At 72.6% G+C, this 25,168-nt stretch carries 23 protein-coding genes; 16 read left to right on the forward strand and 7 right to left on the reverse strand.

Features of this window, described 5'->3' with window-relative positions; all coding sequences use genetic code 11:
* Positions 1-46: 46 nt before the first annotated feature.
* The 3 genes from AOK23_RS00540 to AOK23_RS00550 all read left to right on the forward strand — a co-directional run bounded on the left by AOK23_RS00540 (position 47) and on the right by AOK23_RS00550 (position 4,681).
* Positions 47-2,812 carry a SpoIIE family protein phosphatase gene (locus AOK23_RS00540; RefSeq protein WP_206336090.1) on the forward strand — a complete coding sequence of 922 codons (2,766 nt, stop codon included), beginning with the start codon at positions 47-49 and terminating at the stop codon, positions 2,810-2,812.
* 61 nt (positions 2,813-2,873) lie between these two features.
* Positions 2,874-3,761: a Gfo/Idh/MocA family protein gene (locus AOK23_RS00545; RefSeq protein WP_055710758.1), complete on the forward strand. Its 888-nt coding sequence runs from the start codon at positions 2,874-2,876 to the stop codon at positions 3,759-3,761.
* 131 nt (positions 3,762-3,892) lie between these two features.
* On the forward strand, positions 3,893-4,681 hold the full coding sequence (locus AOK23_RS00550) for a hypothetical protein (protein ID WP_055710759.1): 789 nt from the start codon (positions 3,893-3,895) through the stop codon (positions 4,679-4,681).
* 58 nt (positions 4,682-4,739) lie between these two features.
* Here the strand turns inward: AOK23_RS00550 and AOK23_RS00555 are convergent, their stop codons facing one another.
* Positions 4,740-5,522: an alpha/beta fold hydrolase gene (locus tag AOK23_RS00555; protein WP_055710760.1), complete on the reverse strand. Its 783-nt coding sequence runs from the start codon at positions 5,520-5,522 to the stop codon at positions 4,740-4,742.
* Between the two features lie 186 nt (positions 5,523-5,708).
* On the opposite strand from AOK23_RS00555, the gene AOK23_RS00560 reads away from it, so the two are divergent.
* Entirely contained in the window at positions 5,709-6,674 is a 966-nt protein-coding gene (locus tag AOK23_RS00560; protein ID WP_055710761.1) for a DUF1152 domain-containing protein, read from the forward strand.
* A gap of 29 nt (positions 6,675-6,703) precedes the next feature.
* On the forward strand, positions 6,704-7,687 hold the full coding sequence (locus tag AOK23_RS00565; protein ID WP_055710762.1) for an aldo/keto reductase: 984 nt from the start codon (positions 6,704-6,706) through the stop codon (positions 7,685-7,687).
* Between the two features lie 169 nt (positions 7,688-7,856).
* On the opposite strand, the gene AOK23_RS00570 is transcribed toward AOK23_RS00565, so the two are convergent.
* Positions 7,857-8,321 carry a hypothetical protein gene (locus AOK23_RS00570; RefSeq protein ID WP_055710763.1) on the reverse strand — a complete coding sequence of 155 codons (465 nt, stop codon included), beginning with the start codon at positions 8,319-8,321 and terminating at the stop codon, positions 7,857-7,859.
* A 179-nt stretch (positions 8,322-8,500) separates the two neighbouring features.
* On the opposite strand from AOK23_RS00570, the gene AOK23_RS00575 reads away from it, so the two are divergent.
* The 3 genes from AOK23_RS00575 (at position 8,501) to AOK23_RS00585 (ending at position 11,204) form a co-directional block, all read left to right on the forward strand.
* Positions 8,501-9,865 carry an FAD-dependent oxidoreductase gene (locus AOK23_RS00575; RefSeq protein ID WP_055710764.1) on the forward strand — a complete coding sequence of 455 codons (1,365 nt, stop codon included), beginning with the start codon at positions 8,501-8,503 and terminating at the stop codon, positions 9,863-9,865.
* A 158-nt stretch (positions 9,866-10,023) separates the two neighbouring features.
* Positions 10,024-10,554 (forward strand): GNAT family N-acetyltransferase, encoded by a 531-nt coding sequence (locus AOK23_RS00580; protein WP_055710765.1) that lies wholly within the window; start codon positions 10,024-10,026, stop codon positions 10,552-10,554.
* Between the two features lie 29 nt (positions 10,555-10,583).
* On the forward strand, positions 10,584-11,204 hold the full coding sequence (locus AOK23_RS00585) for an L-threonylcarbamoyladenylate synthase (protein WP_055710766.1): 621 nt from the start codon (positions 10,584-10,586) through the stop codon (positions 11,202-11,204).
* A gap of 34 nt (positions 11,205-11,238) precedes the next feature.
* Here the strand turns inward: AOK23_RS00585 and AOK23_RS00590 are convergent, their stop codons facing one another.
* Both AOK23_RS00590 and AOK23_RS00595 read right to left on the reverse strand, forming a co-directional pair.
* The gene (locus AOK23_RS00590) at positions 11,239-12,348 is read right to left on the reverse strand and encodes a DUF6745 domain-containing protein (RefSeq protein ID WP_055710767.1); all 1,110 of its coding nucleotides are present in this window, start codon (positions 12,346-12,348) and stop codon (positions 11,239-11,241) included.
* 45 nt (positions 12,349-12,393) lie between these two features.
* Positions 12,394-12,720: a hypothetical protein gene (locus tag AOK23_RS00595; protein WP_055710768.1), complete on the reverse strand. Its 327-nt coding sequence runs from the start codon at positions 12,718-12,720 to the stop codon at positions 12,394-12,396.
* A 266-nt stretch (positions 12,721-12,986) separates the two neighbouring features.
* On the opposite strand from AOK23_RS00595, the gene AOK23_RS00600 reads away from it, so the two are divergent.
* From AOK23_RS00600 to AOK23_RS00620, 5 genes are all read left to right on the forward strand, one after another.
* Complete coding sequence (locus tag AOK23_RS00600; protein ID WP_055710769.1) at positions 12,987-13,955, forward strand: STM4015 family protein; 969 nt, start codon at positions 12,987-12,989, stop codon at positions 13,953-13,955.
* A gap of 47 nt (positions 13,956-14,002) precedes the next feature.
* Positions 14,003-15,169, forward strand: a complete 1,167-nt coding sequence (locus tag AOK23_RS00605) for an STM4014 family protein (RefSeq protein WP_107102694.1) — start codon at positions 14,003-14,005, stop codon at positions 15,167-15,169.
* 82 nt (positions 15,170-15,251) lie between these two features.
* A complete protein-coding gene (locus tag AOK23_RS00610; protein ID WP_055710787.1) occupies positions 15,252-16,058 on the forward strand; it encodes an STM4013/SEN3800 family hydrolase in 807 nt (268 codons plus the stop codon).
* A complete protein-coding gene (locus AOK23_RS00615) occupies positions 16,055-17,395 on the forward strand; it encodes an STM4012 family radical SAM protein (protein WP_055710771.1) in 1,341 nt (446 codons plus the stop codon). The genes AOK23_RS00610 and AOK23_RS00615 overlap by 4 nt, the downstream gene beginning before the upstream one ends.
* 8 nt (positions 17,396-17,403) lie before the next feature.
* Entirely contained in the window at positions 17,404-18,288 is an 885-nt protein-coding gene (locus AOK23_RS00620; RefSeq protein ID WP_055710788.1) for an STM4011 family radical SAM protein, read from the forward strand.
* On the opposite strand, the gene AOK23_RS00625 is transcribed toward AOK23_RS00620, so the two are convergent.
* Positions 18,266-18,577, reverse strand: coding sequence for a hypothetical protein (locus AOK23_RS00625; protein ID WP_055710772.1), 312 nt, complete (start codon positions 18,575-18,577; stop codon positions 18,266-18,268). The genes AOK23_RS00620 and AOK23_RS00625 overlap by 23 nt on opposite strands.
* A 204-nt stretch (positions 18,578-18,781) precedes the next feature.
* Here AOK23_RS00625 and AOK23_RS00630 point away from each other — a divergent pair, with 204 nt between their 5' ends.
* Positions 18,782-20,992, forward strand: a complete 2,211-nt coding sequence (locus AOK23_RS00630) for a hypothetical protein (RefSeq protein WP_157877905.1) — start codon at positions 18,782-18,784, stop codon at positions 20,990-20,992.
* Between the two features lie 24 nt (positions 20,993-21,016).
* Here the strand turns inward: AOK23_RS00630 and AOK23_RS00635 are convergent, their stop codons facing one another.
* On the reverse strand, positions 21,017-21,709 hold the full coding sequence (locus AOK23_RS00635) for a response regulator (RefSeq protein WP_055710774.1): 693 nt from the start codon (positions 21,707-21,709) through the stop codon (positions 21,017-21,019).
* Positions 21,706-23,358 (reverse strand): sensor histidine kinase, encoded by a 1,653-nt coding sequence (locus AOK23_RS00640; protein ID WP_055710775.1) that lies wholly within the window; start codon positions 23,356-23,358, stop codon positions 21,706-21,708. Before AOK23_RS00640 ends, AOK23_RS00635 begins: the two co-directional genes overlap by 4 nt.
* A gap of 257 nt (positions 23,359-23,615) precedes the next feature.
* On the opposite strand from AOK23_RS00640, the gene AOK23_RS00645 reads away from it, so the two are divergent.
* On the forward strand, positions 23,616-24,614 hold the full coding sequence (locus AOK23_RS00645) for a Bug family tripartite tricarboxylate transporter substrate binding protein (protein WP_055710789.1): 999 nt from the start codon (positions 23,616-23,618) through the stop codon (positions 24,612-24,614).
* Positions 24,611-25,168: a tripartite tricarboxylate transporter TctB family protein gene (locus tag AOK23_RS00650; protein ID WP_055710776.1), complete on the forward strand. Its 558-nt coding sequence runs from the start codon at positions 24,611-24,613 to the stop codon at positions 25,166-25,168. Before AOK23_RS00645 ends, AOK23_RS00650 begins: the two co-directional genes overlap by 4 nt.

A 25,168-nucleotide genomic window follows, 5' to 3' on the forward strand; every position in this document is an offset into this window, starting at 1 on the left:
TGACCCCCTCTCGCCTCCGGGCGCGGGGCAGTGTAGACATGGGCACATGGTCCGTCTCCTGGGTCGATCCCGTGCTCAGTCGACCCGCCGCCCCCATGGTCAGCGCGAGCAGGGCCGGGACGACGGCGCCCGGCGCGTACCGCACGGATCCGCCGCCGATGGCCAAGGAGCCCGCTGGCGGCCTCTCGCGGGGCTGCGGTCGGCGCTGAGCGGGCGCAGTGTCGCCGGGCAGGTGTTCCTGCTGCAGGTCGTGATCGTGCTGGTGCTGGTCGTGTCGGCCGTGGTGGCGCTGGTCCTCCAGGTACGGCACGACAGCACCAAGGAAGCCAAGAACCGTTCGCTCGCCGTCGCCGAGACGTTCGCCAACGCGCCGGGCACCCGGGAGGCACTGAGTTCCAGCGATCCGACGGCGGTGCTCCAGCCGAGGGCGGAGGCCGCGCGGATCCAGTCCGGGGTGGACTTCATCGTCGTGATGAACACCGACGGGATCCGCTACACCCATCCGAAGCCCGACCGTATCGGCAAGCAGTTCGTCGGCACCCTCGAACCGGCGCTGGAGGGCGAGTCCTTCACGGAGGAGATCACGGGGACCCTCGGGCCGCTCGTCCAGGCCGTCGTGCCGGTCAAGGACCCGGACGGGAAGGTCGTGGGCCTGGTCTCGGCCGGGATCACCACGGAGAAGGTGGGCGGGGTCGCCGAGCAGCAGCTGCCCCTCGTGCTGGCCGCCGCGGCCGCCGCGCTCGCCCTCGCCACGGCGGGCACGGCGCTGGTCAGCAAGCGGCTGCTGCGGCAGACCCATGGCCTCGGCCCCTCCGAGATGACCCGCATGTACGAGCACCACGACGCCGTGCTGCACGCCGTGCGGGAGGGCGTGATGATCGTCGGCGGCGGGGGCCGGTTGCTCCTCGCCAACGACGAGGCGCACCGCCTGCTGGACCTGCCGGAGAACGCCGAGGGGCAGGACGTCTCGGCCCTGGGCCTGGAGGCGCCCATGGCGGATCTGCTGGCCTCGGGCCGGATCGCCAACGACGAGGTGCATCTGGTGGGCGACCGGCTGCTCGCGGTCAACCAGCGGCCCACCGATCTCCAGGGCGAGCCGTCGGGCAGTGTCGCCACGCTCCGGGACTCCACCGAGCTGCGCGCCCTGTCGGGCCGGGCGGAGTCCGCTCGGGGCCGTCTGAAGCTGCTGTACGACGCCGGGGTGGGCGTCGGCACCAGCCTGGACGTGACCCGTACCGCCGAGGAGCTGGCCGAGGTGGCCGTCCCCCGGTTCGCGGACTTCGTGACGGTGGACCTGGCCCCTGCGGCCCTCAGCGGTGAGGAACCGGAGGCGGTCACCACCCTGCGGCGCACGGCGCTCGGCGGCATCCGCAAGGACGCGCCCCTGTACAAGGTGGGCGAGAAGATCGACCTGGTCGCGTCGTCCCCGCAGGCCCTCAGCATCGAGAGCGGCCACTCGATCCTGGAGACCGACCTCAGCAGGTCGCCCGGCTGGCAGGCGCAGGACCTGGAGCGGTCGGCGCAGGTCGTCGAGTACGGCATCCACTCGCTCATCACCGTGCCGCTGCGCGTGGGCCCCCTGGTGATGGGCGTCGCCACCTTCTGGCGCTCTCAGAAGCCGGAGCCGTTCGACCAGGAGGAGCTGGCCCTCGCCGAGGAGCTCGTCGCACGGGCGGCGGTCTCCATCGACAACGCGCGACGCTACACCCGCGAGCACACCATGGCCGTGACGTTGCAGCGGAGCCTGCTGCCGCGCAGTCTGCCCGAGCAGAGCGCGCTGGAGGTCGCCTACCGGTATCTGCCCGCGCAGGCCGGGGTGGGCGGCGACTGGTTCGACGTGCTGCCGCTGTCGGGCAGCCGGGTCGCGGTCGTCGTCGGTGACGTCGTCGGGCACGGGCTGCACGCGGCGGCCACGATGGGGCGGCTGCGGACCGCCGTGCACAACTTCTCCGCGCTGGACCTGCCGCCCGACGAGATCCTCGGGCTGCTCGACGAGATGGTCAGCCGCATCGACCAGGACGAGGCGGAGGACGGCTCGGCCCCGATCACCGGCGCCACCTGTCTGTACGCGATCTACGACCCGGTGTCGCGGTGCTGCACCGTCGCCCGGGCCGGTCACCCGCCGCTCGCGGTGGCCCGGCCCGACGGCCGCGTCGACTTCCCGGACGTACCGGCCGGTCCCCCGCTCGGGCTCGGCGGTCTGCCGTTCGAGACGGCCGACCTGGACCTCGCCGAGGGCAGTCGGCTGGTGCTGTACACCGACGGGCTGGTCGAGGACCGGGGCCGGGACATCGACGACGGTCTGGAGCTGCTGCGCACCGCGCTGACCGGCCCCGACACCTCCCCGCAGGGCACGTGCCGGGCCGTGCTCGACGCGCTGCCGCCGAGCCGGGCGAGCGACGACATCGCGCTGATCGTCGCCCGTACGCGGGCGCTGGACAGCGGCCGGGTCGTCGACTGGGAGGTGCCCGCCGACCCGGCGGCCGTCGGCCGGTGCCGCGCGGACGCCACGCGGAAGCTCGCCGAATGGGGGCTGGACGACCTGGTGTTCACCACGGAGCTGATCCTCAGCGAACTGGTCACCAACGCCATCCGGTACGGCAGCGGCCCCATCCGCGTGCGGATGATCCACGACCGCAATCTGATCTGCGAGGTCACGGACAGCAGTCACACCTCCCCGCACCTGCGGTACGCGGCGACGACCGACGAGGGCGGACGCGGCCTCTATCTGATCGCCCAGCTCACCCAGCGCTGGGGCACCCGCTACTCCCCCACCGGCAAGACCATCTGGACCGAGCAGGCACTGCCCTGAGGCACCGGGTCACCGGGCGGTCGGGGGCACGGATCACATCGCGTCGAGGAGAGACAACGGCATGCGTATCGGACTGCTCGGAACAGGGCCGTGGGCGGAGATGGCGTACGCCCCCGCGCTGAGCGCGCACACGGAGCTGGACTTCGCCGGGGTGTGGGGCCGGCGCCCGGAGGCGGCCAAGGCGCTCGCCGACCGGCACGGCGGGCTGCCGGTGTACGAGGACGTGGACGCGCTGTTCGCCGATGTGGACGCGGTCGCCGTCGCCCTGCCGCCGTCGGTCCAGGCGCCGCTGGCGGTGCGGGCCGCGCGGGCGGGCTGTCATCTGCTGCTCGACAAGCCGCTCGCCACGGACGTCACCGAGGGGCGGGCCGTCGTCGAGGCCGTCGAGCGGGCCGGGGTGGCCTCGGTGGTCTTCTTCACCGCCCGCTTCCAGACCGCGATCGAGGCGTGGATCACCGAACAGGCCGACGCCGGCGGCTGGTTCACGGGCCGCGCGGAGTGGCTGGGCTCGCTGTTCGACGGCGACAGCGACAGTCCGTTCGCGGCGTCGCCGTGGCGGCGGGAGAAGGGTGCCCTGTGGGACGTGGGCCCGCACGCCCTGTCGGTGCTGCTGCCCGTGCTCGGGGACGTGGAGGAGGTCACCGCCGTGCGCGGGGCGAAGGACACGGTCCATCTGGTCCTCGCCCACGCCGGTGGGGCGTCGAGCACGGTGACGCTCAGTCTGTCCGCGCCGCCCGCGGCCTCGGGGGCGACCGCCGAGTTCCGGGGCCGGGCCGGGGCGACCGCCCTGCCCTCGTCGGACGAGGGGGGTGTCGTGCCGGCTCTGGTGCGGGCCGGTGACGCCCTGCTGGCCGCGGCGCTCGGCGGCCGGCCACATCCGTGCGACGCGGCGTTCGGTCTGCGGGTGACGGAGGTACTGGCCGCCGCCGAGGGGCAGTTGGCCCCCTGAGGGAACCTCACTTGAGGGAGCCTCACTCACCGACCGTGTTCGGGTTTATGTTCGACGACTTCCGGTCATCGTCCGGTGGCGGGCGTCGGGGGCACACCTTCGCCTGGCGCGTTTCGGTGAGGAGGTGCTCGGTGAGCACGGACGGAACCGTCACCGTGCCCCTGCGGGACAGGGTGGCGACAGCACAGCGGGATCAGGACGCGCGCACGGTCATGCGGCTGCGCCTGGGGGTCGGGATCATCGGTGTCCTGCTGCCCCTGGCGCTGCCGCTCGGCAACTGGATCGCCGCGCTGCTCGACGGCCGTACCGGGGACGACGTGTGGCCCGGTTCGATGAGCGGCGCGTACCACACGAGTACCCGGGACGTCTTCGTCGGCAGCCTCTGCGCCCTCGGGACCTTCCTGATCATCTACCGCTTCAACCGGATGAACGACGTGATGGGGACGGTCGCCGGGTGCTGCGCGCTCGGTGTCGCCCTCTTCCCGACGGCACCCGGTTCCGGCGCGGACTCCGGGCAGCTGACGGTCTCGGTGTTCCATCTGGTCTTCGCCGTCGGGCTGTTGACCTCGATGGCCGGGTTCTGCCTGCTGATGTACTGGGCGCCCGGCATCAAGGACCGGTCGTACGTCCGGCGCCCCTATCGGGTGGCCGGTGTGCTGATCCTCGTCTTCATGGGGTTCGCCGGCGTGGCGGCCGCCACCGGGGTCGGCGACGACTGGCCGGTCACGCCCCTCTACCTGTGCGAGTGGCTGTCCGTGTGGTCCTTCGGCTTCGCGTGGACGGGGGCCGCGCTGTCCCTCGCCGAGGACATCGGCCGGCTGTCGAGGACGAGGGCCGTGGTCGGTGCCGTACTGCGGTGGCTGCGGTCGCTCGGCGTTCTGCTGGGCCGGAGGACGTCGCGGTCGCGTCCGGCGGTCTGAGCCCGGCCGTACGGGTGGCGGGCCTCGCCGCCCGGGGTGCGGGCGGCGAGGCCCGGCGTCAGACGCGGGCGCCGGTGAGGAAGCGGTCCAGCGTGGCGGTCAGTTCGGCCGGCTTCTCGACGGGGAGCTCGTGGCCGGCGTCCAGGATGCGCACCTCGGCGTCCGGACAGGCCTTCGCCATGCGCAGCATCTGGGAGACGGGCAGCTGGATGTCGTGGTAGCCGTGGACGAGGAGGGTGGGGACGCGGATCTCGCCGAGCCGGTCCAGGACGTCGAAGGCGCGCATGGCGCCGTACAGGGTCATGACGACCTCGCGCGGGGTCGCCGAGGAGGCGCGGATGTACGCGCGGATCTCCTCGCGCGGGTAGCCGGGGGCGAAGGCGCGCTGGATGTTGGCGGCGACGAACAGCTTGAACGGCACCCGGGTGGAGACGGCCATGAGCAGGCCCCGGCCGCGGCTGTAGGTCATCCGGCTGATGGAGTTGACCAGCACCAGGCGCTCCACGCGGTCGGGGTGGGCGAGGGCGACGGTCTGGGAGATCATGCCGCCCATGGAGTGGCCGACGAGGACGAACCGCTCGACCTCCAGATGGTCGAGGAGCGCGAGGACGTCGTCGGCCAGTTCCGCGATGGTGCGCACCCCGGCGCCGGTGCTCTCGCCGTGCCCGCGCAGATCCAGCCGGATCACCCGGCGCTTCTCGGAGAAGTGGGCGAGCTGGTGGTCCCAGCGGTGGCGGTTCGCCGTCCAGCCGTGGACGAACACCAGGGGCACCCCGTCGCCGTCGCGGGGGCCCTCGTCGTCGTACGTCAGGCTCGCTCCGGCGACTTCGAGCTGCGGCATGGGTGCCTCCTGGATACGCTCCGGTTACTGCCCGGTACGGTAACCGCAGGTGTGGCCCTTCGTCACCGTCGTTCGCGGGGAAATCCGAGGTCCGCGGTTCTCCGGTGCCCTCCGGCCGACGCCCGCCGTGACCGGCCGTCGGCACATCCCGGGCCCCGGGGCCGGTGGCCCTGCTAGCTTCCACCGGTGTTCTCCCTCCACGAGCCCGCGTTCTTCACCCGTCTGAACGACGCCCGGCGTGTCCTCGTCGCCGGTGCCGGCGGCGGTTTCGACGTCTACGCCGGTCTGCCGCTGGCCCTCGCCCTGCGCTCGGCGGGCAAGGAGGTCCACCTCGCCAATCTCTCGTTCGCCGATCTCTTCGGCCTCGACCTGGACGTCTGGGTGGAGCAGGACGTCGCCGCCATCGGCCCCGACACCGCCTCCCGCGGCGACTACTTCCCCGAGCGCACCCTCGCCCGGTGGCTCGACCTGCACGGGATGCCCGCCACGGTGTACGCCTTCTCCCGTACGGGTGTGGCGCCGCTCAGGGACGCCTACCGCGCGCTCCTGGACCGTCTCGGCGGTGTGGACGCGATCGTGCTGGTGGACGGCGGCACCGACATCCTGATGCGTGGGGACGAGCACGGGCTCGGGACTCCGGAGGAGGACATGGCGAGCCTCGGTGCCGTCGCCGGTCTGGACGAGGTCCCGGACCGGCTGGTGGCGTGCCTCGGCTTCGGCGTGGACGCCTACCACGGCGTCAACCACGCGCTGGTCCTGGAGAACCTGGCGGCGCTCGACCGGGACGGCGCCTATCTGGGCGCGTTCTCGCTGCCGCGCGACAGCCGTGAGGGCGCCCTGTACCTGGACGCGGTGGCCCACGCCCAGCGGTGCACGCCGGAGTATCCGAGCATCGTCAACGGTTCCGTGGCGGCGGCCGTGCGCGGCGACTTCGGGGACGTCCGGTTCACCGAGCGGACCCGCGACAGCGAACTGTTCGTCAATCCGCTGATGGCCCTGTACTTCTGCGTGGACGCCGTCGGTCTCGCCCGCCGCAACCTCTATCTCGACCTGCTGGAGAAGACCGTCCTCACCCGGCAGATCAGCTCCGTCATCGAGCGGTTCCGGGACGAACTGCCCCGGCAGCGCCGACCGCGTGCCTTCCCGCACTGAGCAGGGGGAACGGATGACACACTGACCGCATGGAAGAACGCGCATTCGGTAGGTCGGGTCAGCACGCGTCCGTGGTCGGGCTCGGTACATGGCAGCTGGGCGCCGACTGGGGAGACGTCGACGACAAGGAAGCCCTGACGGTCCTGGAGGCGGCGGCCGAGGCGGGGGTGACCTTCTTCGACACCGCCGACGTCTACGGCGACGGGCGCAGCGAGCAGACCATCGCCACGTTCCTGCGCAGCCGGCAGGACCTGCATGTGTTCGTCGCGACGAAGATGGGCCGCCGCATGGCCCAGATCCCCGAGAACTACGTCCTCGACAACTTCCGGGCCTGGAACGACCGCTCCCGCCGCAATCTGGGCGTGGACCGTCTCGACCTGGTGCAGCTGCACTGCCCGCCCACGCCGGTCTACTCCTCCGACGAGGTGTTCGACGCGCTCGACACCCTCGTCGAGGAGGAGCGCATCGCCGCGTACGGCGTCAGCGTGGAGACCTGCGCGGAGGCACTGACGGCGATCGCCCGGCCGAATGTGGCGAGCGTGCAGATCATCCTCAACCCGTTCCGGATGAAGCCGCTCCTGGAGGTCCTCCCCGCAGCCGAGAAGGCGGGCGTCGCCATCATCGCCCGGGTGCCGCTGGCCTCGGGGCTGCTGTCGGGCAAGTACACCAAGGACACGGTCTTCGCGGAGAACGACCACCGCACCTACAACCGGCACGGCGAGTCCTTCGACCAGGGCGAGACCTTCTCCGGTGTCGACTACGAGACGGGCGTCGAGGCCGCGGTGGAGTTCGCCGGGCTGGCGCCCGAGGGCTTCACGCCGGCCCAGCTGGCGCTGCGCTGGATCATCCAGCTGCCGGGGGTCACCACCGTGATCCCGGGTGCCCGCACGCCCGAGCAGGCGCGGGCCAACGCTGCCGCCGCCGCGCTGCCGGCGCTCTCGGACGAGACGCTCACCGCGATCCGGGACCTGTACGACCGGCGCGTCAAGGACCAGGTCGAGGGCCGCTGGTAGGTCCGGCCGCCCGGCGCCGCGGGACAGTCACGCCGCGGGACAGTCACGCAGGCAGACGCTCGGGAGGCGGCGCTCTCGCCGCCTCCCGAGCGTCAGTGCCTCACCGCGCCGCGTCGTGCTTCGTGGTGCGGCGTGATGCCGCCCTGTGCGGGCGTCGTGCGGGTGGACGTCAGATGCGTCCGCCGGTGAGCCGGGTCAGCGGGCCGTGCACATGGCGTTCCGACCGGCGTCCGGCCAGGTAGGAGGCGGCGGTCAGTGCGGTCAGCCCCGCGCCCACACCCGCGGCGACGAGCTTGCGGTGGGCGAGGACGGTCACCGCCGTCCGGGCGGTGGCGGCCACCTGACCCGAAGCCTGAACGACCGCCTGGCGGCCCGCCTCGACACCCTTGACCGCGCTGTGCACGGCGCTGTTCGCGGTGTCGGCCGCACGTCCGGCCCCGTTCTTGGCGGCTGACGCGGTGTCACCCGCCTTGTCGGCGGCCTTCTTGGCGGTCCCGGTGGCCGGGGCGGTCGCCTTGTCGGCGGTCCGGCGCGCCTTCGCGGCGGCCGTCTCGGCGGACGAGGTGCTCTCGTTGGTGTCGTTGTTGGTTCGGCTCATGGAATCCGCGTTGCCGCTCACCGCGTGGGCAAACACATCGCGTCCACATCCATGGCCAACGCCTTCGTCGCGCACCGCCCCGCCGTCCGCCGGGGCACCCCCGTGCCATAAGATCAGCTTATGAGGTCATAGACCCGACCCCCGTACCAGGTAAGGCTTGCCTTAGTTTAGGGTTGCCGTCGAGTCGCTTTTCTCCGCTCGAAGGGAACCTGAACATGCCCCGCCCTCTGCGGGTAGCCATTGTCGGAGCCGGCCCGGCCGGTATCTACGCCGCCGACGCGCTGCTGAAGTCCGACGTTGCCGCCGAGCCCGGTGTCTCCATCGACCTCTTCGAGCGGATGCCCGCCCCGTTCGGACTGATCCGCTACGGCGTGGCCCCCGACCACCCCCGCATCAAGGGCATCATCACCGCCCTGCACCAGGTGCTCGACAAGCCGCAGATCCGTCTCTTCGGCAACGTCGACTACCCGTCGGACATCAACCTCGACGACCTGCGTGCCTTCTACGACGCGGTGATCTTCTCCACGGGCGCCACGGCCGACCGGGCGCTCGACATCCCCGGCATCGACCTCGACGGCTCGTACGGCGCGGCCGACTTCGTCTCCTGGTACGACGGCCACCCGGACGTGCCGCGCACCTGGCCGCTGGAGGCCGAGAAGGTCGCCGTCCTCGGCGTCGGCAACGTCGCGCTCGACGTGGCCCGCGTCCTCGCCAAGACGGCCGACGAGCTGCTGCCGACGGAGATCCCGCCGAACGTCTACGACGGTCTGAAGGCCAACAAGGCGCTGGAGGTCCACGTCTTCGGCCGACGCGGTCCCGCCCAGGCCAAGTTCTCCCCGATGGAGCTGCGGGAGCTGGACCACTCCCCCAACATCGAGGTCATCGTCGACCCCGAGGACATCGACTACGACGAGGGGTCGATCGCGACCCGGCGCGGCAACAAGCAGGCCGACATGGTCGCCAAGACCCTGGAGAACTGGGCGATCCGCGACACCGGCGACCGCCCGCACAAACTGTTCCTGCACTTCTTCGAGTCCCCCACCGAGATCCTCGGCGAGGACGGCAAGGTCGTCGGCCTGCGCACCGAGCGCACCGCCCTCGACGGCACCGGCAACGTCAAGGGCACCGGCGAGTTCAAGGACTGGGACGTCACCGCGGTCTACCGCGCCGTCGGTTACCTCTCCGACAAGCTGCCCAAGCTGCCCTGGGACCTCGAGTCGGGCACCGTCCCGGACGCGGGCGGCCGGGTCGTCCAGGAGACCGGCGAGCACCTGACGTCGACGTACGTCACCGGCTGGATCCGGCGCGGCCCCGTCGGCCTCATCGGGCACACCAAGGGCGACGCCAACGAGACGGTCGCCAACCTGCTGGACGACTTCGCCAACGGCCGTCTGCAGGAGCCCTCCGCCCCGGCGCCGGAGGCCGTGGACGCGTTCCTCGCTGAGCGCGAGGTGCGCTTCACGACGTGGGAGGGCTGGTACAAGCTGGACGCCGCCGAGAAGGCGCTGGGCGAGCCGCAGGGCCGCGAGCGCGTGAAGATCGTCGAGCGTGAGGACATGCTGCGGGAGAGCGGCGCGTAAGGATCCGCCGGGAGCCTCAGGGGGAGACTGTGCGTCATGGGTCGGCTGCGGGTGCTCCGTGGCTGGTCGCGCAGTTCCCCACGCCCCCAGAAGCGGTCGCAGACCTTGGTGAAAAACGGTGCGCGGCGGTGAAGTGGGAGTGTCTAGGCTTCTGCGGCGTGGACGACTTGACTGAAGGACTGCGGATACGGCCGGGCGCCCTCACCGACGCGCCGGCCGTGCTGGACATGCTCGACGGGGCCGTGGCCTGGATGAACGCCCGGGGCAACACCGAGCAGTGGGGCACGATCCCGTACTCGCGGCGGCCCGACGGGGTGGAGCGGATCGAGCGGTACATGACGGAGAACGCCCCGCACATCGCGGAGCGGGACGGCACCCCGGTCGGCGCGCTGGTCCTGGACTCCGGGCCCAGCCCGCAGATGCCGATCGCACCGGCCGACGAGCCCGAGGTGTACGTGCGGCTGCTGATCTCCGACCGGAGGCGGGCCGGACAGGGCATCGGGGCGGCCCTGCTCGCCCACGCCGTCGAGGAGACCCGGCGGGCCGGTGTGGAGCTGCTGCGGGTCGACTGCTGGGCGGGCGGCGGAGGCGAACTCGTCGCGTTCTACGAGCGCAACGGCTTCACGCCCACCGAGCGCTTCCTGTCCGGCACCTGGCCGGGACAGGTACTGGCCCGGCGGGTCCGCTGACGGGCCCCGCGGAGGCATAAGCTCGGAAGATGGCCAAGTACATCGACGTGCACCCCGACAACCCCCAGCCGCGCGCCATCGGGCAGGTGGCCGAGAGCGTCCGTCAGGGTGGGCTCATCGTCTATCCGACGGACTCGTGTTTCGCGCTGGGCTGCCAGCTGGGCAGTCGTGACGGCATCGAACGGATCCGTACGATCCGCCGGCTCGACGACCGCCACCACTTCACCCTCGTGTGCCAGAACTTCGCACAGCTGGGCCAGTTCGTGCACGTCGACAACGACGTGTTCCGCGCCGTCAAGGCGTCGACGCCCGGCAGCTACACGTTCATCCTCCCCGCCACCCGGGAGGTGCCGCGCAAGCTGCTCCACCCGAAGAAACGAACCGTCGGAGTGCGCATCCCCGACCACCGGGTGGCCCAGGCCCTGCTCGCGGAGCTGGGTGAGCCGCTGGTCTCCAGCACCCTGCTGCTCCCCGACGAGGAGGAGCCGCTGACTCAGGGCTGGGAGATCAAGGAGCGGCTCGATCACCAGGTCGACGCCGTGGTGGACTCCGGGGACTGCGGTACCGAGCCCACGACCGTGATCGACTTCTCCAGCGGGGAGGCCGAGATCATCCGCAAGGGAGCGGGCGACATCTCACGGTTCGAGTGACCGGGGCGGACGGCCGGCGCCGCACGGCGGTGGCTCAGGTCTGGCGCAGCGGCTCGTACTCCTCGGCGCTGAGCCCGAACGTCCAGGCCACTCCCTCGCGGGCCGTCCGCGTCGTCGGAGGCACCCGGAGCCAGTAGGTGCGGCTCGTGCCGTCGGGCTCCGGGGTGGAGTTGACGACCTCCACCATCACCACGTCCTCGTCGCCGGGCAGTTCCACACGCCAGAGCACGCCCGTCTCGTCCCGGTCCACCGGCTTCGCGCCCGACTCCTCCAGGTAGCGGTCGTAGCCGTAGTGCTCCAGCATGACGCGGCGCAGCTCGGCGTTCTCCTCGTCGCGGATGCGCGCGGGCGTGAGCGCGGTCAGGGAGTCGAGGAACTCGCCGGGTACGGGCAGCCCGCGCCAGGCGTGCAGGGCGAAGCCGTCGGAGTAGGCGAGGGCGGGGCCGTCACCCCGGTCCAGCCGGCCCGCCTCGTCCCGGTGCAGCTCGGTGGGGCGCTCGGCGACGACCGCCACGTTCTCGTAGGGCCACCACCAGCCCGCCGTGCGGGCGACCTCGGCGAGTCCGTCGAGGCCCGGGGACGAGTCGGGCGTGTCGTGCCCGGCGCTCGTGTCGGAGGCCGGCGCGGTGCCGGTGGCGTCCAGGTCGTCGAAAGCGGCGAGCCAGGCCGCGTCGTGCTGGCCGAGGACCGCGTCCAGGAGGAGGAGCCGGACACGGGTCTCCTCCTTGCGGTCGTCCGGGGCCAGGGCCTCGACCACGCCGGTGCGGACGCGGTCGACGAGCGGCCGGGTGGTCTCCCACAGGTCCGCGCCGGTCGCCCGCCAGTGGTCGCTCCAGCCCGCCGGGCCCAGACGGGTGTGCAGCAGGCCGCGCGCGGCGGCGACCGGGCGGTTGCGGACGGCGTCACGGACGCTCGCCCCGGTGCCGGTCACCGCCTCGCCGCCCTCGGTCGGTGTCCCCGACAGCAGGCGCACCGCCTCCAGCGGCGAGCGGACCCACACGATCCGCTCGGGCTCCGGCAGCCCGGCCCGCCGGTAGGCGAGCCGTACGCCCGCCTCGGTCCGTGCCCTGTCACCGGCCCCCGTGGCCGCCGCCACCGCACGCCAACTCGTCCGCTCCGTCACGCCGTTCCTCCTGGATGTCATGTCCGGTCCCGATGTCCTGTGCCCTGCCCCCTCGGCCGCCGCGGTTCAGTCCGCGACGATCCGCACCGAACCCGGCACGTACTCGCGCTGGCGCACGACCCGGTACCAGCCCTTCGGCAGGGAGATGGGCGCGTGCTCCTCGTGGACGACCCGGGCGCCCTCCGGGACGTGCAGCAGCATCGGGCCGAAGGCGTCCGTCTCTCGGATGAGGCGGCCGGGGCCGACGACGGCGTGGGCGTGTCCGGTGACCTCGCCGAGGGCGAGGACGAGCCGGCCCCGTCCGTCGCGCGGTTCCGACGCGGCGTCACGCGCCGTGTCGGGCACGGCGGTCTCCGCGATCGGCGCGATGAGGACGTCTCCTTGCCGGTACATGGGTCTCCCTCCCGTCGGGGCACTCGCTGTGCTCCGGATGGAAAGGACCGTAGAGGCAGGCACTGACAATCGCCCCGGACGCGGTGTCTTCAGCCCCAGTTCACGGGGCCTGTCCACAAGGAACGGGGTCCGCTGTCCGCGTTGTCAGAGGGGCTTGGTAGAACTCCCCTACCCGACGGCGCCGTGCGCGCCCCGGGGAGCAACGGGGGGATCCGCGCACGGGCTCGGGTCCCGCCCACCGACATGGAACGAAGGGGCGGGCACACATGACCATCGGAAGCCACTTGCGGGAGTTCCACGACCTGCCCGTCGTCCAGTTCCCCGACTCGGTGAAGGGACCCGAGGGCACCGGTCAGCTGCCCGCTCCGGGGGAGGTCGCCTGGTCCGTCGCCGTGGACTCGTACGAGAGCGACGAGGCGTGGGAGGACGCGTTCGCGCGGTTCCTCGCCTCGATCGACACCACGAAGGTGCGGGCGCTGGTCGTGGGCGCGTGGAGCGACGCGTACGACAGCGGGCCCGAGTCGGTGATCGAGGCCCTGGTGGCGGCGAAGGACCGGCTGCCCGCGCTGCGCGCCCTGTTCCTCGGCGACATCGTGATGGAGGAGTGCGAGATCTCCTGGATCAACCAGGGCGATGTCGGCCCGCTGCTCGCGGCCTTCACGGAGCTGGAGGAGTTCGGTGTGCGCGGCGGTCAGGGGCTCGTGTTCCCGGTGCTGCGTCATGAGCGGCTGCGGAAGCTGACCGTCGAGACCGGCGGCATGCCCGTCGAGGCGGTGCGCGGTGTCGCGGCGAGTGATCTGCCGGCCCTCGTCCACCTCGACCTGTGGCTGGGCACGTCCGAGTACGGCGGTGACTCCGAGGTGGCCGACCTGGCGCCGATCCTGGCGGGCACCCGGCTGCCCTCCCTCAGGCATCTGGCGCTGCGCAACAGCGAGATGCAGGACGACATCTGCACGGCGCTGGCCTCCGCCCCGGTGGTGGCCCGCCTGGAGGTCCTCGACGTGTCGATGGGCGTCCTCACCGACGACGGCGCGACCGCGCTGCTCACCGGGCAGCCGCTCACCCACCTCACGACGCTGGACCTGCACCACAACTACCTCAGCTCGGCGATACGCGACCGTCTGCGGGACTCCCTGGAGGCCGAGGGCGTCCAGGTGGACGTCGACCCGGACGACGCGGACTCCGACGAGGACGACGACGGCACGGTCTGGCGCTTCGTCGCGGTCGGCGAGTAGCGGGCGCGGCACAGGGTTTCGGGGGGTTCGAGGTGAGGGGGGTCGGTGTGTCCGGTCGGACCGGCGCGGGTGCGGGCCCGTTCAGGTGGGCGGTCGTGGGCAACGGCGAGAACCGCCGGGTCGGGCTGTTCGTCGCGGCGGCGGAGGCCGCGGGCATGGGGACGCCGCGGGTGGTCGAGTGGCGGGACGTCCTGCGCGACGGCGGCCATGAGTTCGCCGACGACGAGGTCGTACGGCTGGACTCGCCGGGCGAGAACGCCGAGGTGGACCGGCTGCTGCGCGGCGTCGACGATCCGACGCGCGTGGAGGGCTCGGCCACCTGGTACGGGCGTTTCCTGGACGCGGTCGGGTCGTTGCGGGGCGGGATGCGGCTGGACGATCCGGCGGATCTGGCGGTGCTGTTCGACAAGCGGCTCTGCCACGCCCGGCTCGACGCGGCGGGCGTCCCGGTGCCGCCCTCGCCCACCTCGGGGGGTCACACGACGGTGCGTGGCTGGGACGACGTACGGGCACTGATGCGGGAGCACGGCATGCCGCGTGTCTTCGTGAAGCCCGCGCACGGCTCCTCCGCGTCGGGTGTGCTGGCCGTCGAGTCGTCGGCGAGCGGCCGGATCCGGGCCACCACCTCGGTGGAGGTGGCGGCGGACGGCCGGCTGCGCGCCCCGCTCCGGCTGCACAACTCGCTGCGGGTGCGCCGGTACACCGACGAACGCGAGATCGCCGGCATCGTCGACGCCCTCGCACCGGACGGGCTGCACCTCGAGCGGTGGCTGCCGAAGGCATCCGCCCAGGGCAGGTCCGCGGATCTGCGGGTGCTGGTCGTGGCGGGCCGGGCCACCCACGCCGTGGTCCGCACCAGCCGCTTCCCGATGACCAATCTCCATCTCGGCGGCGCGCGGGGCGATCTGACGTCGGTCGTCGACGCGGCGGGCGACCGCTGGCGCCAGGCCCTCGACATCTGTGAGCGGGCCGCCGCGTGCTTCCCGGACACCCTGAGCGTCGGGGTGGATCTGCTCCCCGCCATCGGCTGGCGCCGGTTCGCCGTCGGCGAGGTCAACGCCTTCGGCGATCTGCTGCCCCGGCTGACCGGCCTGCCCGGCGGCCCCGCGGAGGGCCTGGACACCTACACGGCGCAGATCGCGGCCGTACGGGACCGGTTGCCGTCGGCGCTCTCGCACCGCCCCCAGGCAAGGAAAGACCATGCACCCTTCTGACACGGCCCTCCGGCCGCCCGCGGCCGACGCCGAGCCCGTGCCCGCGCCCGCGCCCGCGCCCGCGCCCGCGCCCGCGCCCGACATGAACGAAGTGGTGGGCCGGGACGACCTGTTGCTGCTCACCCTCGACACCCTGCGGTACGACGTGGCGGTGGAGCTGGCCGCGTCCGGGCGGCTGCCGAACCTGGCGGCCCGTCTGCCCGGCGGCGTCTGGGAGAAGCGGCACGCGCCCGGCAGCTTCACCTACGCCTCGCACCAGGCGATGTTCGCGGGCTTCCTGCCGACCCCGGCGGCCCCGGGGCCGCACCCCCGGCTGTTCGCGAGCCGGTTCGCCGGCAGCGAGACGACCGCGGGCCGCACCTTCGTCTTCGACACCCCCGACCTGGTGTCGGCGCTCGCCGAGCGTGGCTACCGCACGGTGTGCGTCGGCGGTGTCGGGTTCTTCAACAAGCAGGGCGCGCTCGGCAGCGTCCTGCCGGGCCTGTTCCAGGAGAGCCACTGGGAGCCGGAGTTCTCCGTCGCGTCCCCGACGTCGTTCGAGGCGCAGGTGGCCCGCGCCGAGGAGTTGGTGGCCGCACTGCCCGCCGAGCAGCGGCTGTTCCTGTTCCTCAACGCCTCGGCGCTGCACCAGCCGAACTGGTTCCATCTGCCGGGCGCCACCCGTGAGGCGGGCGACAGCCTCACCACGCACGCGGCGGCCCTGGAGTACATCGACCGGCACATCGGGCGGCTGTTCGCCGCGATGAGCGCGCGGCGCCGCTGCTTCGCCGTCGTCTGCTCCGACCACGGGACGACCTACGGCGACGACGGCTACACCGGGCACCGGCTGGGCCACGAGGCCGTGTGGACCGTCCCCTACAGCCACTTCTTCCTGGAGCCGTCCGCATGACCGTGACCGCGCCCCCCGTTCGCCCGTACCAGCACTACGTGTACGCCTATCCGCACAAGACGGCGTACCGCAGGCTGGCGGAGCGGCCGCGCCTCGCCGACCTGTGGGCGGGCGAGTCGAAGGCGGCCCTGTCGCTGTACGCGCACATACCGTTCTGCGAGGTGCGCTGCGGGTTCTGCAACCTGTTCACGCGGATCGGCGCCCCGGACGGGCTGACCGGGCGCTACCTCGACGCCCTGGAGCGGCAGGCGATCGCCGTCCGGGAGGCGCTCGGCGACACGGAGCCGGTGCGGTTCGCGAACGCCGCGTTCGGCGGTGGCACCCCGACGTTTCTGGAGGCCGCCGAGCTGGAGCGGCTCTGCGACATCGCGGAGCGGCACATGGGCGCGGACCTGCGGGCGATCCCGCTGTCGGTGGAGGCGTCCCCCGCCACGGCGACCGCCGACCGGCTGTCCGTGTTGGCCGCGCGGGGCACGACACGGCTGAGCCTCGGTGTGCAGAGCTTCGTGGAGGAGGAGGCACGGGCGGCCGTACGACCGCAGCGGCGTGCCGATGTGGAGGCGGCACTGTCTCGCATCCGCGACACCGGCATCCCCGTCCTCAACATCGACCTGATCTACGGCATCGACGGGCAGACGGCGGCCAGTTGGCGGCTCTCCCTGGACGCGGCCCTCGCCTGGCGGCCCGAGGAGATCTACCTGTACCCGCTGTACGTAAGGCCGTTGACGGGTCTGGGCCGGCACGCCGATCCCGCGACGGCGGACCGCGACTGGGACGGGGCCCGGCTGCGCCGCTACCGGGAGGGCCGCGACCATCTCCTCGCCCGGGGCTACAAGCAGGTGTCCATGCGGATGTTCCGCCGCGCGGACGCGCCGCCGCAGGGCCCGGACGACTACGCCTGCCAGACCGACGGCATGATCGGCCTGGGCTGCGGCGCCCGTTCGTACACGTCGAGGCTGCACTACTCCTTCGACTACGCGGTGGCCATGCGGGAGATCCGGGGCATCATCGACGACTACACCGCCACCGAGGACTTCGGGCGGGCCGTGCACGGCCGCGAGGTCGACGGGGACGAGGCGCGCCGCCGTCATCTGCTGCAGTCGCTGCTCCAGGCGCAGGGGTTGCCGGTGGCCGACTACCGGCGGCGGTTCGGCGCCGATCCGTACGACGACTTCCCGGCGGAGCTGGAGCGGCTGGCCGCGCGCGGCTGGCTCGCCGGGGCGGGCGGGGAGGTGCTGAGGCTGTCCGACGAGGGGCTGGCGCACTCGGACGCCATCGGGCCCGACTTCTTCTCCCCCGCCGTTCGGGCCGCTATGGCCGACTACGAGCTGAAGTGACGGCCGCCATGGACCTGACGCTCCTGTACCGCGGCCCGCTGGCGTCGTGCGACTACGACTGCCCCTACTGCCCGTTCGCCAAGCGCCGCGACTCGACGGAGCAGTTGCGGGCCGACCGGGCGGCGCTGGACCGGTTCACCGGCTGGGCGCGGTCGTCGACCGACGACCGGCTGTCGGTGCTGTTCACCCCGTGGGGCGAGGGGCTGACGCGGTCCTGGTACCGGCGGGCGCTGGTCGAGCTGTCGCACGAGCCGCACATCGACCGGGTGGCGATCCAGACGAACCTCAGCTGCCGTACGGAGTGGCTGGCTGAGGCCGACCGGGACACGGTGGCGCTGTGGTGCACGTACCACCCGGGCCAGACCCCGTACGAGCGGTTCCTCGGCAAGACTCGACGGCTCGCCGCGACGGGGGTCCGCTTCAGCGTGGGCGTCGTGGGCCTGCCGGAGCACCTGGAGGAGGCCCGCCGGCTGCGAGGGGAGCTGCCCGAGGAGGTGTACCTGTGGGTGAACGCCGCCGAGGGGCACACCTACACCGACGAGGAGGCGGCGGCGTGGACGGCGTTGGATCCGCTGTTCCCGTTCAGCCGCCACCCGCACCGGTCGGCGGGCCGCGCGTGCCGCACCGGCTCGACGGTGGTGTCCGTCGACGGTGACGGCACCGTCAGACGGTGCCACTTCGTCCGGGACGAACTCGGCAACCTCTACGACGACTCCTTCCGTACGGCGCTCGCGCCCCGCGTCTGCCCGCTGGCCGTCTGCGACTGCCACATCGGGTACGTCCATCTGGAGACCCTGCCGCTGTACGACGTGTTCGCGGGCGGCGTCCTCGAACGGATACCCACGGCGCAGGCCCGCCTCGGGATGCCGCTCAGTCCTCGCGCTCGTAGGTGAGCGTGCAGCCGTCCGGGGTGGTGACCGTGAAACGGTCGGCGGTGGCGTCCAGCCGGTAGCTGACCAGCTCGTCGCTGGACGTGCTCATGGTCAGCGTCGTCCCGTCGGGCATCCGGGCCGTGCCCACGTCCCACACCGGCAGGCCCTGGTCGCCGCCGCCCACCGCCCGGTAGCGGGATCCCGGACCGATGACGAGTCCGGCGGGATAGGCGCGAGCGCAGTCGGAGTCGGACACACGGCGCCAACGGCCCGTCAGGGGCCGCGGCTCGGACGCACTCGGATCGGCCATAACTGTTCGATTCTATGCACGTACGTCAACCGGCGCATTACGGCCAAGCATTACCCGACCGGACTATTGCGGCACTTCTGCTTCCGGACGAAGTTGAGCAGGTACTCGAAACTGTCGCGTGCAGCCCACGCCCGGGGCGCGGAGACGGAATCGGTCGATCAGGGGGGCTCCTGTCACCCATGTCTCGGCCCCAGGAGGGCGACCATGCGCAACGAAGCACCACAGGCACCACAGATGTACGCCGCCGACCCACGGCTCGCGCCGAACGCCGTGAACGTGACCCCGTCCGCGGTGCCGGTCGCGGCCCCGATCGCCGTCGAGGACGCCTCGCCGGCCGAGGGCGCCGCCGAGCTGGGCGACCGGCCCGTCCCGCTGCCGCCACCGCCGCTGCGGCCGTGCCGCCCGGACTTCCGTGACGGCTGCTACCGGGTGACGTTCCGGCCCGCCCAGGCGTCCCTGCCGCACCTCGTCGGCACGCTGCGCGTCGACCGCAAGGCGCCGGCCGCCGGCCCGGACGGGGTGATCGTCAGCGGGGACCTGTACCGGCAGCCGCCGTCCCTGGTCCCCGACCCGGGGTCGGGCGACGGCGCCGCCGGGCCCGGCCGGGCCGCCCTCACCGGCGGCGGGGAGTCCGTCGCGGCCGCGGCGAGCCGCCCCGGCGCGCCCTCGCCCCTGCTGCCGCGCATCCCGGTCTTCCCGCGGGACCGGTACCACTCGTACCTGAAGGCGACGCGCCTGGTCGTGCCCCTCGTCGGGCTGCCGGGCCGGCCGTGCCAGGTGACCCTCGACGTCGACGAGTTCGACTACACCCAGCCGCCGGCCGGTTCGTTCAAGGGGTCGTTCCCCTCCTCCCCCAGCAGGTCCCTGCGGTTCGTCCTGACCCGCGTGCCGGGCTCCCCCCTGCCCCTGCCCGGTCTCGGCGGGCCCCGCTTCGAGGGCCGGGTGTTCGAGGGCGACGTGCTGCGCGGGACGGTCACCCTGACCTGGGTGTCGAGCTTCCTGCGCCGCGCCGTCCTGGAGATCGACACCCTGCGCGGCGCGGTCGGCCCCCAGCCGGTGCCCGCCGCGTCCGGCAGCGGGACGGAGTTCTTCGACACGGTGTACGCCACCGCCGGGTGGGACCTGGCGATCGACCGGGTCGAGGCGCAGGTCGACATCCCGGTGCCGGTCGGGGTGAACCCGACCGCCTGCTGGTCGGCGGCGAACCTGCACGCGCTGATGTCGGGCGTACGCAAGTCGAGCACCGACCTCGACGCCGAGTGGCGCACCCACCTCGTGGTGGTGCCCGCCGCCCTGGGCTGCTCGCGCGGTGTGATGTACGACCAGATCGGGGTCCCGCGCGAGGGGTCGGCGAGCTTCAGCGACGACGGCTACCCGAGCTCGGACTCGTCGAACTTCGGCCTCGCGGAGAACCAGCGGCAGCGCGACTTCCCGCGCGCCTATCTCCGGTCGGCGACGCACGAGGTGACGCACGCGTTCAACCAGATCCACCAGGAGTCGGAGACCGCCGCCGACAACTCGATCATGACGACGACGCCGAGCGTGGCCGACGTCCTCGGTGGGCCCGCCACCGGCGCGCCCGGTGTGTTCCCGGACCAGATCAATCTCGGCTTCAACCCCACCGTGCGCAACCATCTGGCCCACATGCCGGACCCGGTGGTGCGCCCCGGCGGCTGGCCGTTCGCGAGCTGGTTCCCCGCGGGGGCCCCGCAGGCGTCCGACCGCAACCTGTTCCGTTCGGACGAGCTGGACTTCGAGGTGTGGGCGGAGGCCGGGCGCGTCCCGCTGGGCGCGCCGGTCACCGTGTCCTGGCGGCTGACGAACACCTCGCAGGGCGAGCTGGTGGTGCCCACCGATCTGCGGATGGAGGCGCTGTTCGCCAGCATGTCGTGCCTCGACGAGAGCGGGGAGGAGCGGCCGGTGCGGCCGTTCGTCATCACCTGCGAGTCGGCGAAGCTGGCCCCGCTGGCGCCGGGCGAGTCGCTGAGCGCCGAGTACCGGGTGTTCTGGAGCTCCGACGGGTTCCCGTTGGAGCGGCCGGGACGGCACACGCTGACGGTGACCGTCGCCTGGTCGGCGGGCGGGGTGCCGGTCGGGGTGACCGGCAGCTGCGAGGTGTGGGTGGACCGGCCGACGACCGACGCGGAGAACCGCGACGCCGCCCTCGTCATGCATCCCGAGGTCGGCAAGTGGGTCGTCCTGGGCGGCGGCGCCTACCACCTCCCCGAGGCGGTCGACCGGCTGCGCACCCTGGACGCCGCCGGCGCCCCCTCCGTGGCCGGCGCCACCGACACCGACCGCTCCCGCGTCGCGGACGCCTTCGCCGAGCTGAGCCTGATGCCCAGCCCGACGGACGTGAAGAACGGGGAGAACGGGAACGGGCAGAACGGGAACGGGGCGGCCGACGGGAAGTAGCGCGCGAGAGCGCTCCGCGTCCCTTCACACCCGCCAGGTGTACCGCCGCTCCGGGCGGCCCGCCACGCCGTAGCGGAGGGAGACGTCCGCGGTGCCGGTGGCGTGGAAGTACTCCAGGTAGCGGCGGGCGCTGACGCGGGAGATCCCGGCGAGGGTCGCGCACTCGGTGGCGGACAGGGTGCCGTCGGCGGCGCGGAGGGTGCGTTCGACGAGGTCGGCGGTCTCGACGCTCATGCCCTTGGGCAGGGCGCCGGCCGCCGGCGGCGCCGACGCCCCGGCGAGGACCCGGTCGACGTCGGCCTGGCTCTGCACGACCGCGGTGAGCAGCCGGCCCCGCTGGGCGGCGTACCGCTGGAGCCGGGAGCGCAGTTCCTCGAACTCGAACGGCTTGAGGAGGTAGTCGACGACACCGTGGCGGACCGCGCCCCGCACGGTGTCGGCCTCCCGCGCGGCGCTGATGACCATGACGTCGCAGTCGTGGCCGGCCGTGCGCAGTCGGGGTATGACGTCGAGGCCGAAGACGTCCGGCAGGTACAGGTCGAGCAGGACGAGATCGGGGCGCAGTTCGTCGACAGCGGCGGCCGCCTGCTCCCCGGTGCTGGCGACCCCGACGACCCGGAACGGCTCGACCCGTTCGACGAAGGTGCGGTGGACCCTGGCCACCATGAAGTCGTCGTCGACGACGAGCACGTCGATCGCGGCCGGACCAGGACTCATGGTGTCGCTCCTTCCGCCACCGCGTCGGCGAGGTGGCTGACGGTCATGCGGGCGGTGAACATGGCCCCGTCGGGGGTGTTGGTCACCGAGATCTCGCCGCCGTGGCGTTCGCAGACCAGGCGGGTGAGGGCGAGACCGATGCCGCGTTCGCCCTCCTGGGCGGCCTTGGTGGTGAAGCCGTGGGAGAACACCTCGCGGGCGAGTTCGGGGGCGACGCCAGGACCCGAGTCGCGGACGACGATCTCCACGCTGGAGGCGTCCTGGCGCAGTTCCACCTCGACCCATGCCTCGCGGTCGCCGGGTTCGCCGGGGGCGGCCGCGGCGTCCACCGCGTTGTCGACGAGGTTGCCGACGACGGTGGCGACGTCGGCGGCGTCCTCCGGGGCGAGCCGGTCGAGCGCGGTGCTCTCGGAGATCCGCAGACTGACCTTGCGTTCGGCGGCCAGTGACGCCTTCGCCATGAGGAGCGCGGCGACCGCGGTGTCCCGGACCCGGCGGCTGAGGGTCATGTCGAGGGACTGCCGGTGGCGGCTGAGCGCACGGATGTAGCGGACCACTTCGTCCTGCTCACCGATCTGGATGAGTCCCGAGATGGTGTGCAGCTGGTTGGCGAACTCGTGGGCCTGGGCGCGCAGCAGCTCGGAGGAGCTGCGGAAGGAGCCCATCTCCCGTTCCAGGCGGGCGAGTTCGGTGCGGTCGCGCAGGGTGGTGACCGAGCCGAGGTGGCGGCCGTCCTTGGTGACGGTCATCCGGTTCATGACGAGGACACGGCCCCGGCGGATGACGACCTCGTCGCCCTTGTGGCCGGGGATCTCCTGCGCCCCGGTGAGGACGTCGCGCAGTCGCCCCTTCACGCCCAGCTCGCTGAGGCTCTTGCCGACGCAGTCCACGGGCAGGTCGAGCAGACGCAGCCCCACCTCGTTGACGAGGGTGACGCGGGCCTGCGGGTCCAGGGCGACGACGCCCTCGGCGATGCCGTACAGCATGGCCTCGCGGTGTTCGGCGAGGCCGGCGATCTCGCGGGGTTCCAGGCCGAGGGTCTGGCGTTTGACGCGGCGGGCCAGCAGCCAGGATCCGGCGAGGCCGAGGCCGCTGGCGACGCCCAGGTAGGCGAGGAGGTACGAGGAGGCGCCGCTGAGGCGCTGCCACACGGTCGGGGAGGCCTCACCGACCATGACGGTGCCGAGGAGCACGCCGAGGTGGTCGTCGGTGGCGCCGAGGACGGGTACCTGGGCGACCAGCTCGCGGCTGTCGTCGAGGGTGAGCGGGCCGGACCAGCCGCGGCCCCGGGCCGCGCCCTCGCCGCGCGGGAGCCGGTCGCCGAGGACGGTGGGGTCGGTGGAGCTGACGATTCTGCCGCCGGCGTCGGCGACGGTGACCGAGGTGACGCCCGACTGGGTCTGAGTGGAGTTCACCAGGGGGGCCAGGGCCTCCTGGGGCAGGGCGCGGGCGAGTCCGTCGCGGACCAGGGGGTTGGCGGCCAGTTGCTCGGCGAGGGCGGTGACGCGGCGGCCCTCGACGCGGTTGAAGGTGGCCGCGGACTGGGTGAGGGAGACCCCGGCGACCGCCAGCAGCACCACCACGACGATGGCGAGCTGGAGGACCAGCATCTCGCCCGCGAGGGTATGGCGGCGGAACTCGGCGGCCACGACGGACTCATCTCTCGTGCGGAGGCGACGCCCGGGCGGCTCGGACGTCGGCGGGTGCGGTGGGTCGCACAATGATGGCGCTCGTGTGGGGTCAGGAGAAGAGAGGTGGGGGGAGAGTGCCCATAAGGTGACAGAGGCCGCGACCACAAAGACCACAACGTCCGTTGCCTCCGCAACCTGTACACACCCCTTCGGGTGGGCACGCTGTGTCGCGGGTCACTCTCCTTCATCGACGTCCACGACAGGTGGTGACACTCGTGCGTCTGCGCATCCCCCGGGGGCGACACGCCCTCGCCCTGTTCGGTGCCGCCGTGCTCGTGTTCGTGGGGCCGCCGCTGCTGACGACCGGCGGCGGCGGTGACACGGGCACGCAGATACCGGGCCTGCGCTTCATGGTGCCGAACACGCCGGGCGGCGGGTACGACATCACGGCCCGCACGGCAGCGAAGAACGCCGAGGACGCGGGGCTCACCCACAACATCGAGGTGTTCAACCTGCCGGGCGCCGGCGGCACGGTCGGGCTGAGCCGGCTGGTCGGCGAGCACGGCAACGGCAGGCTCGCGATGTCGATGGGGCTCGGCGTCGTCGGTGCCGTCCGTTCCAACGACGCGCCGAAGACCCTCGCCGACACCACTCCGATCGCCCGGCTCACCGAGGAGCAGGACGTCGTGGTCGTCGCCAAGGACTCGCCGTACCGGACGATCGACGACCTCATCGGCGCCTGGAAGGAGAGGCCCGGCAAGCTCCCCGTCGGCGGTGGCTCTGCGCCGGGCGGGCCGGACCATCTGGCGCCGATGCTGATGGCCCGGGCGGCCGGGATCGCGCCGCGGGACGTCAACTACATCCCCTTCGACGGCGGCGGTGAGCTGCTCGCCTCCATCCTCGGCGACAAGGTCGCCTTCGGGGTGTCCGGCGTCGGCGAGTACCTGGACCAGATCAGGGCGGGCGAGCTGCGGCTGCTCGCGGTGACCGGCCCCGAGCGGGTGGCCGGGCTGGACGCGCCGACGCTCCAGGAGGCGGGCTACGACGTGAACTTCACCAACTGGCGCGGCATCGTCGCCCCGCCGGGTCTCACCGACGCCGAGCGGGCCAAGCTGACCCGGCTGATCGAGGAGCTGCACGACTCCCCTCAGTGGCGGCAGTCCCTGAAGCAGAACGGCTGGGACGACGCCTTCCTCACCGGCGAGAAGTTCGGTGAGTTCCTGGAGGCCCAGGACGAACGCGTGGTGTCGGTGCTGAAGGAGCTGGGACTGTGACGACGCCCCCCACCGACACGCCGCACCCCACCGACACTCCCCCGGCGCCCGCGGCGGACCGCGGGTCGTGGCTGCGGAACCACTCCGAGCTGGGCGTCTGCGTGCTGCTGCTGGCGCTCGGTGTGCTGGTCCTGACGGACGCGCTCACCATGGACGTCGACATCGCGCAGCGCGGGCCCGTCGGCCCGAGGACGGTGCCGGTGGTGGTCGGCGCCGGGCTGCTGCTGATCGCTGCCCTGCTCGCCGTGGACGTGCTGCGCGGCGGGCGGGGGCAGGCGGAGGCCGGTGAGGACGTCGACCTGTCGGAGCCCGCGGACTGGCGTACGGTCCTGCTGCTCACCGGGGTGTTCCTCGGCTCGGCCGTCCTGATCGAACCGCTCGGCTTCCCCGCGGCGGGCACTCTGCTGTTCTGGGGCGCCGCGTTCGCTCTCGGCAGCCGCCGCCACGACCGCGATCCGCTCGTCGCGGCCGTCCTCTCGCTCGTCACGTACGCCGTCTTCAACAACCTCCTCGGGGTGCCCCTGCCCGGCGGCCCGCTGATGGGAGTGCTGTGA

This window comes from Streptomyces torulosus (assembly GCF_001419765.1).
Classification (GTDB): domain Bacteria; phylum Actinomycetota; class Actinomycetes; order Streptomycetales; family Streptomycetaceae; genus Streptomyces; species Streptomyces torulosus.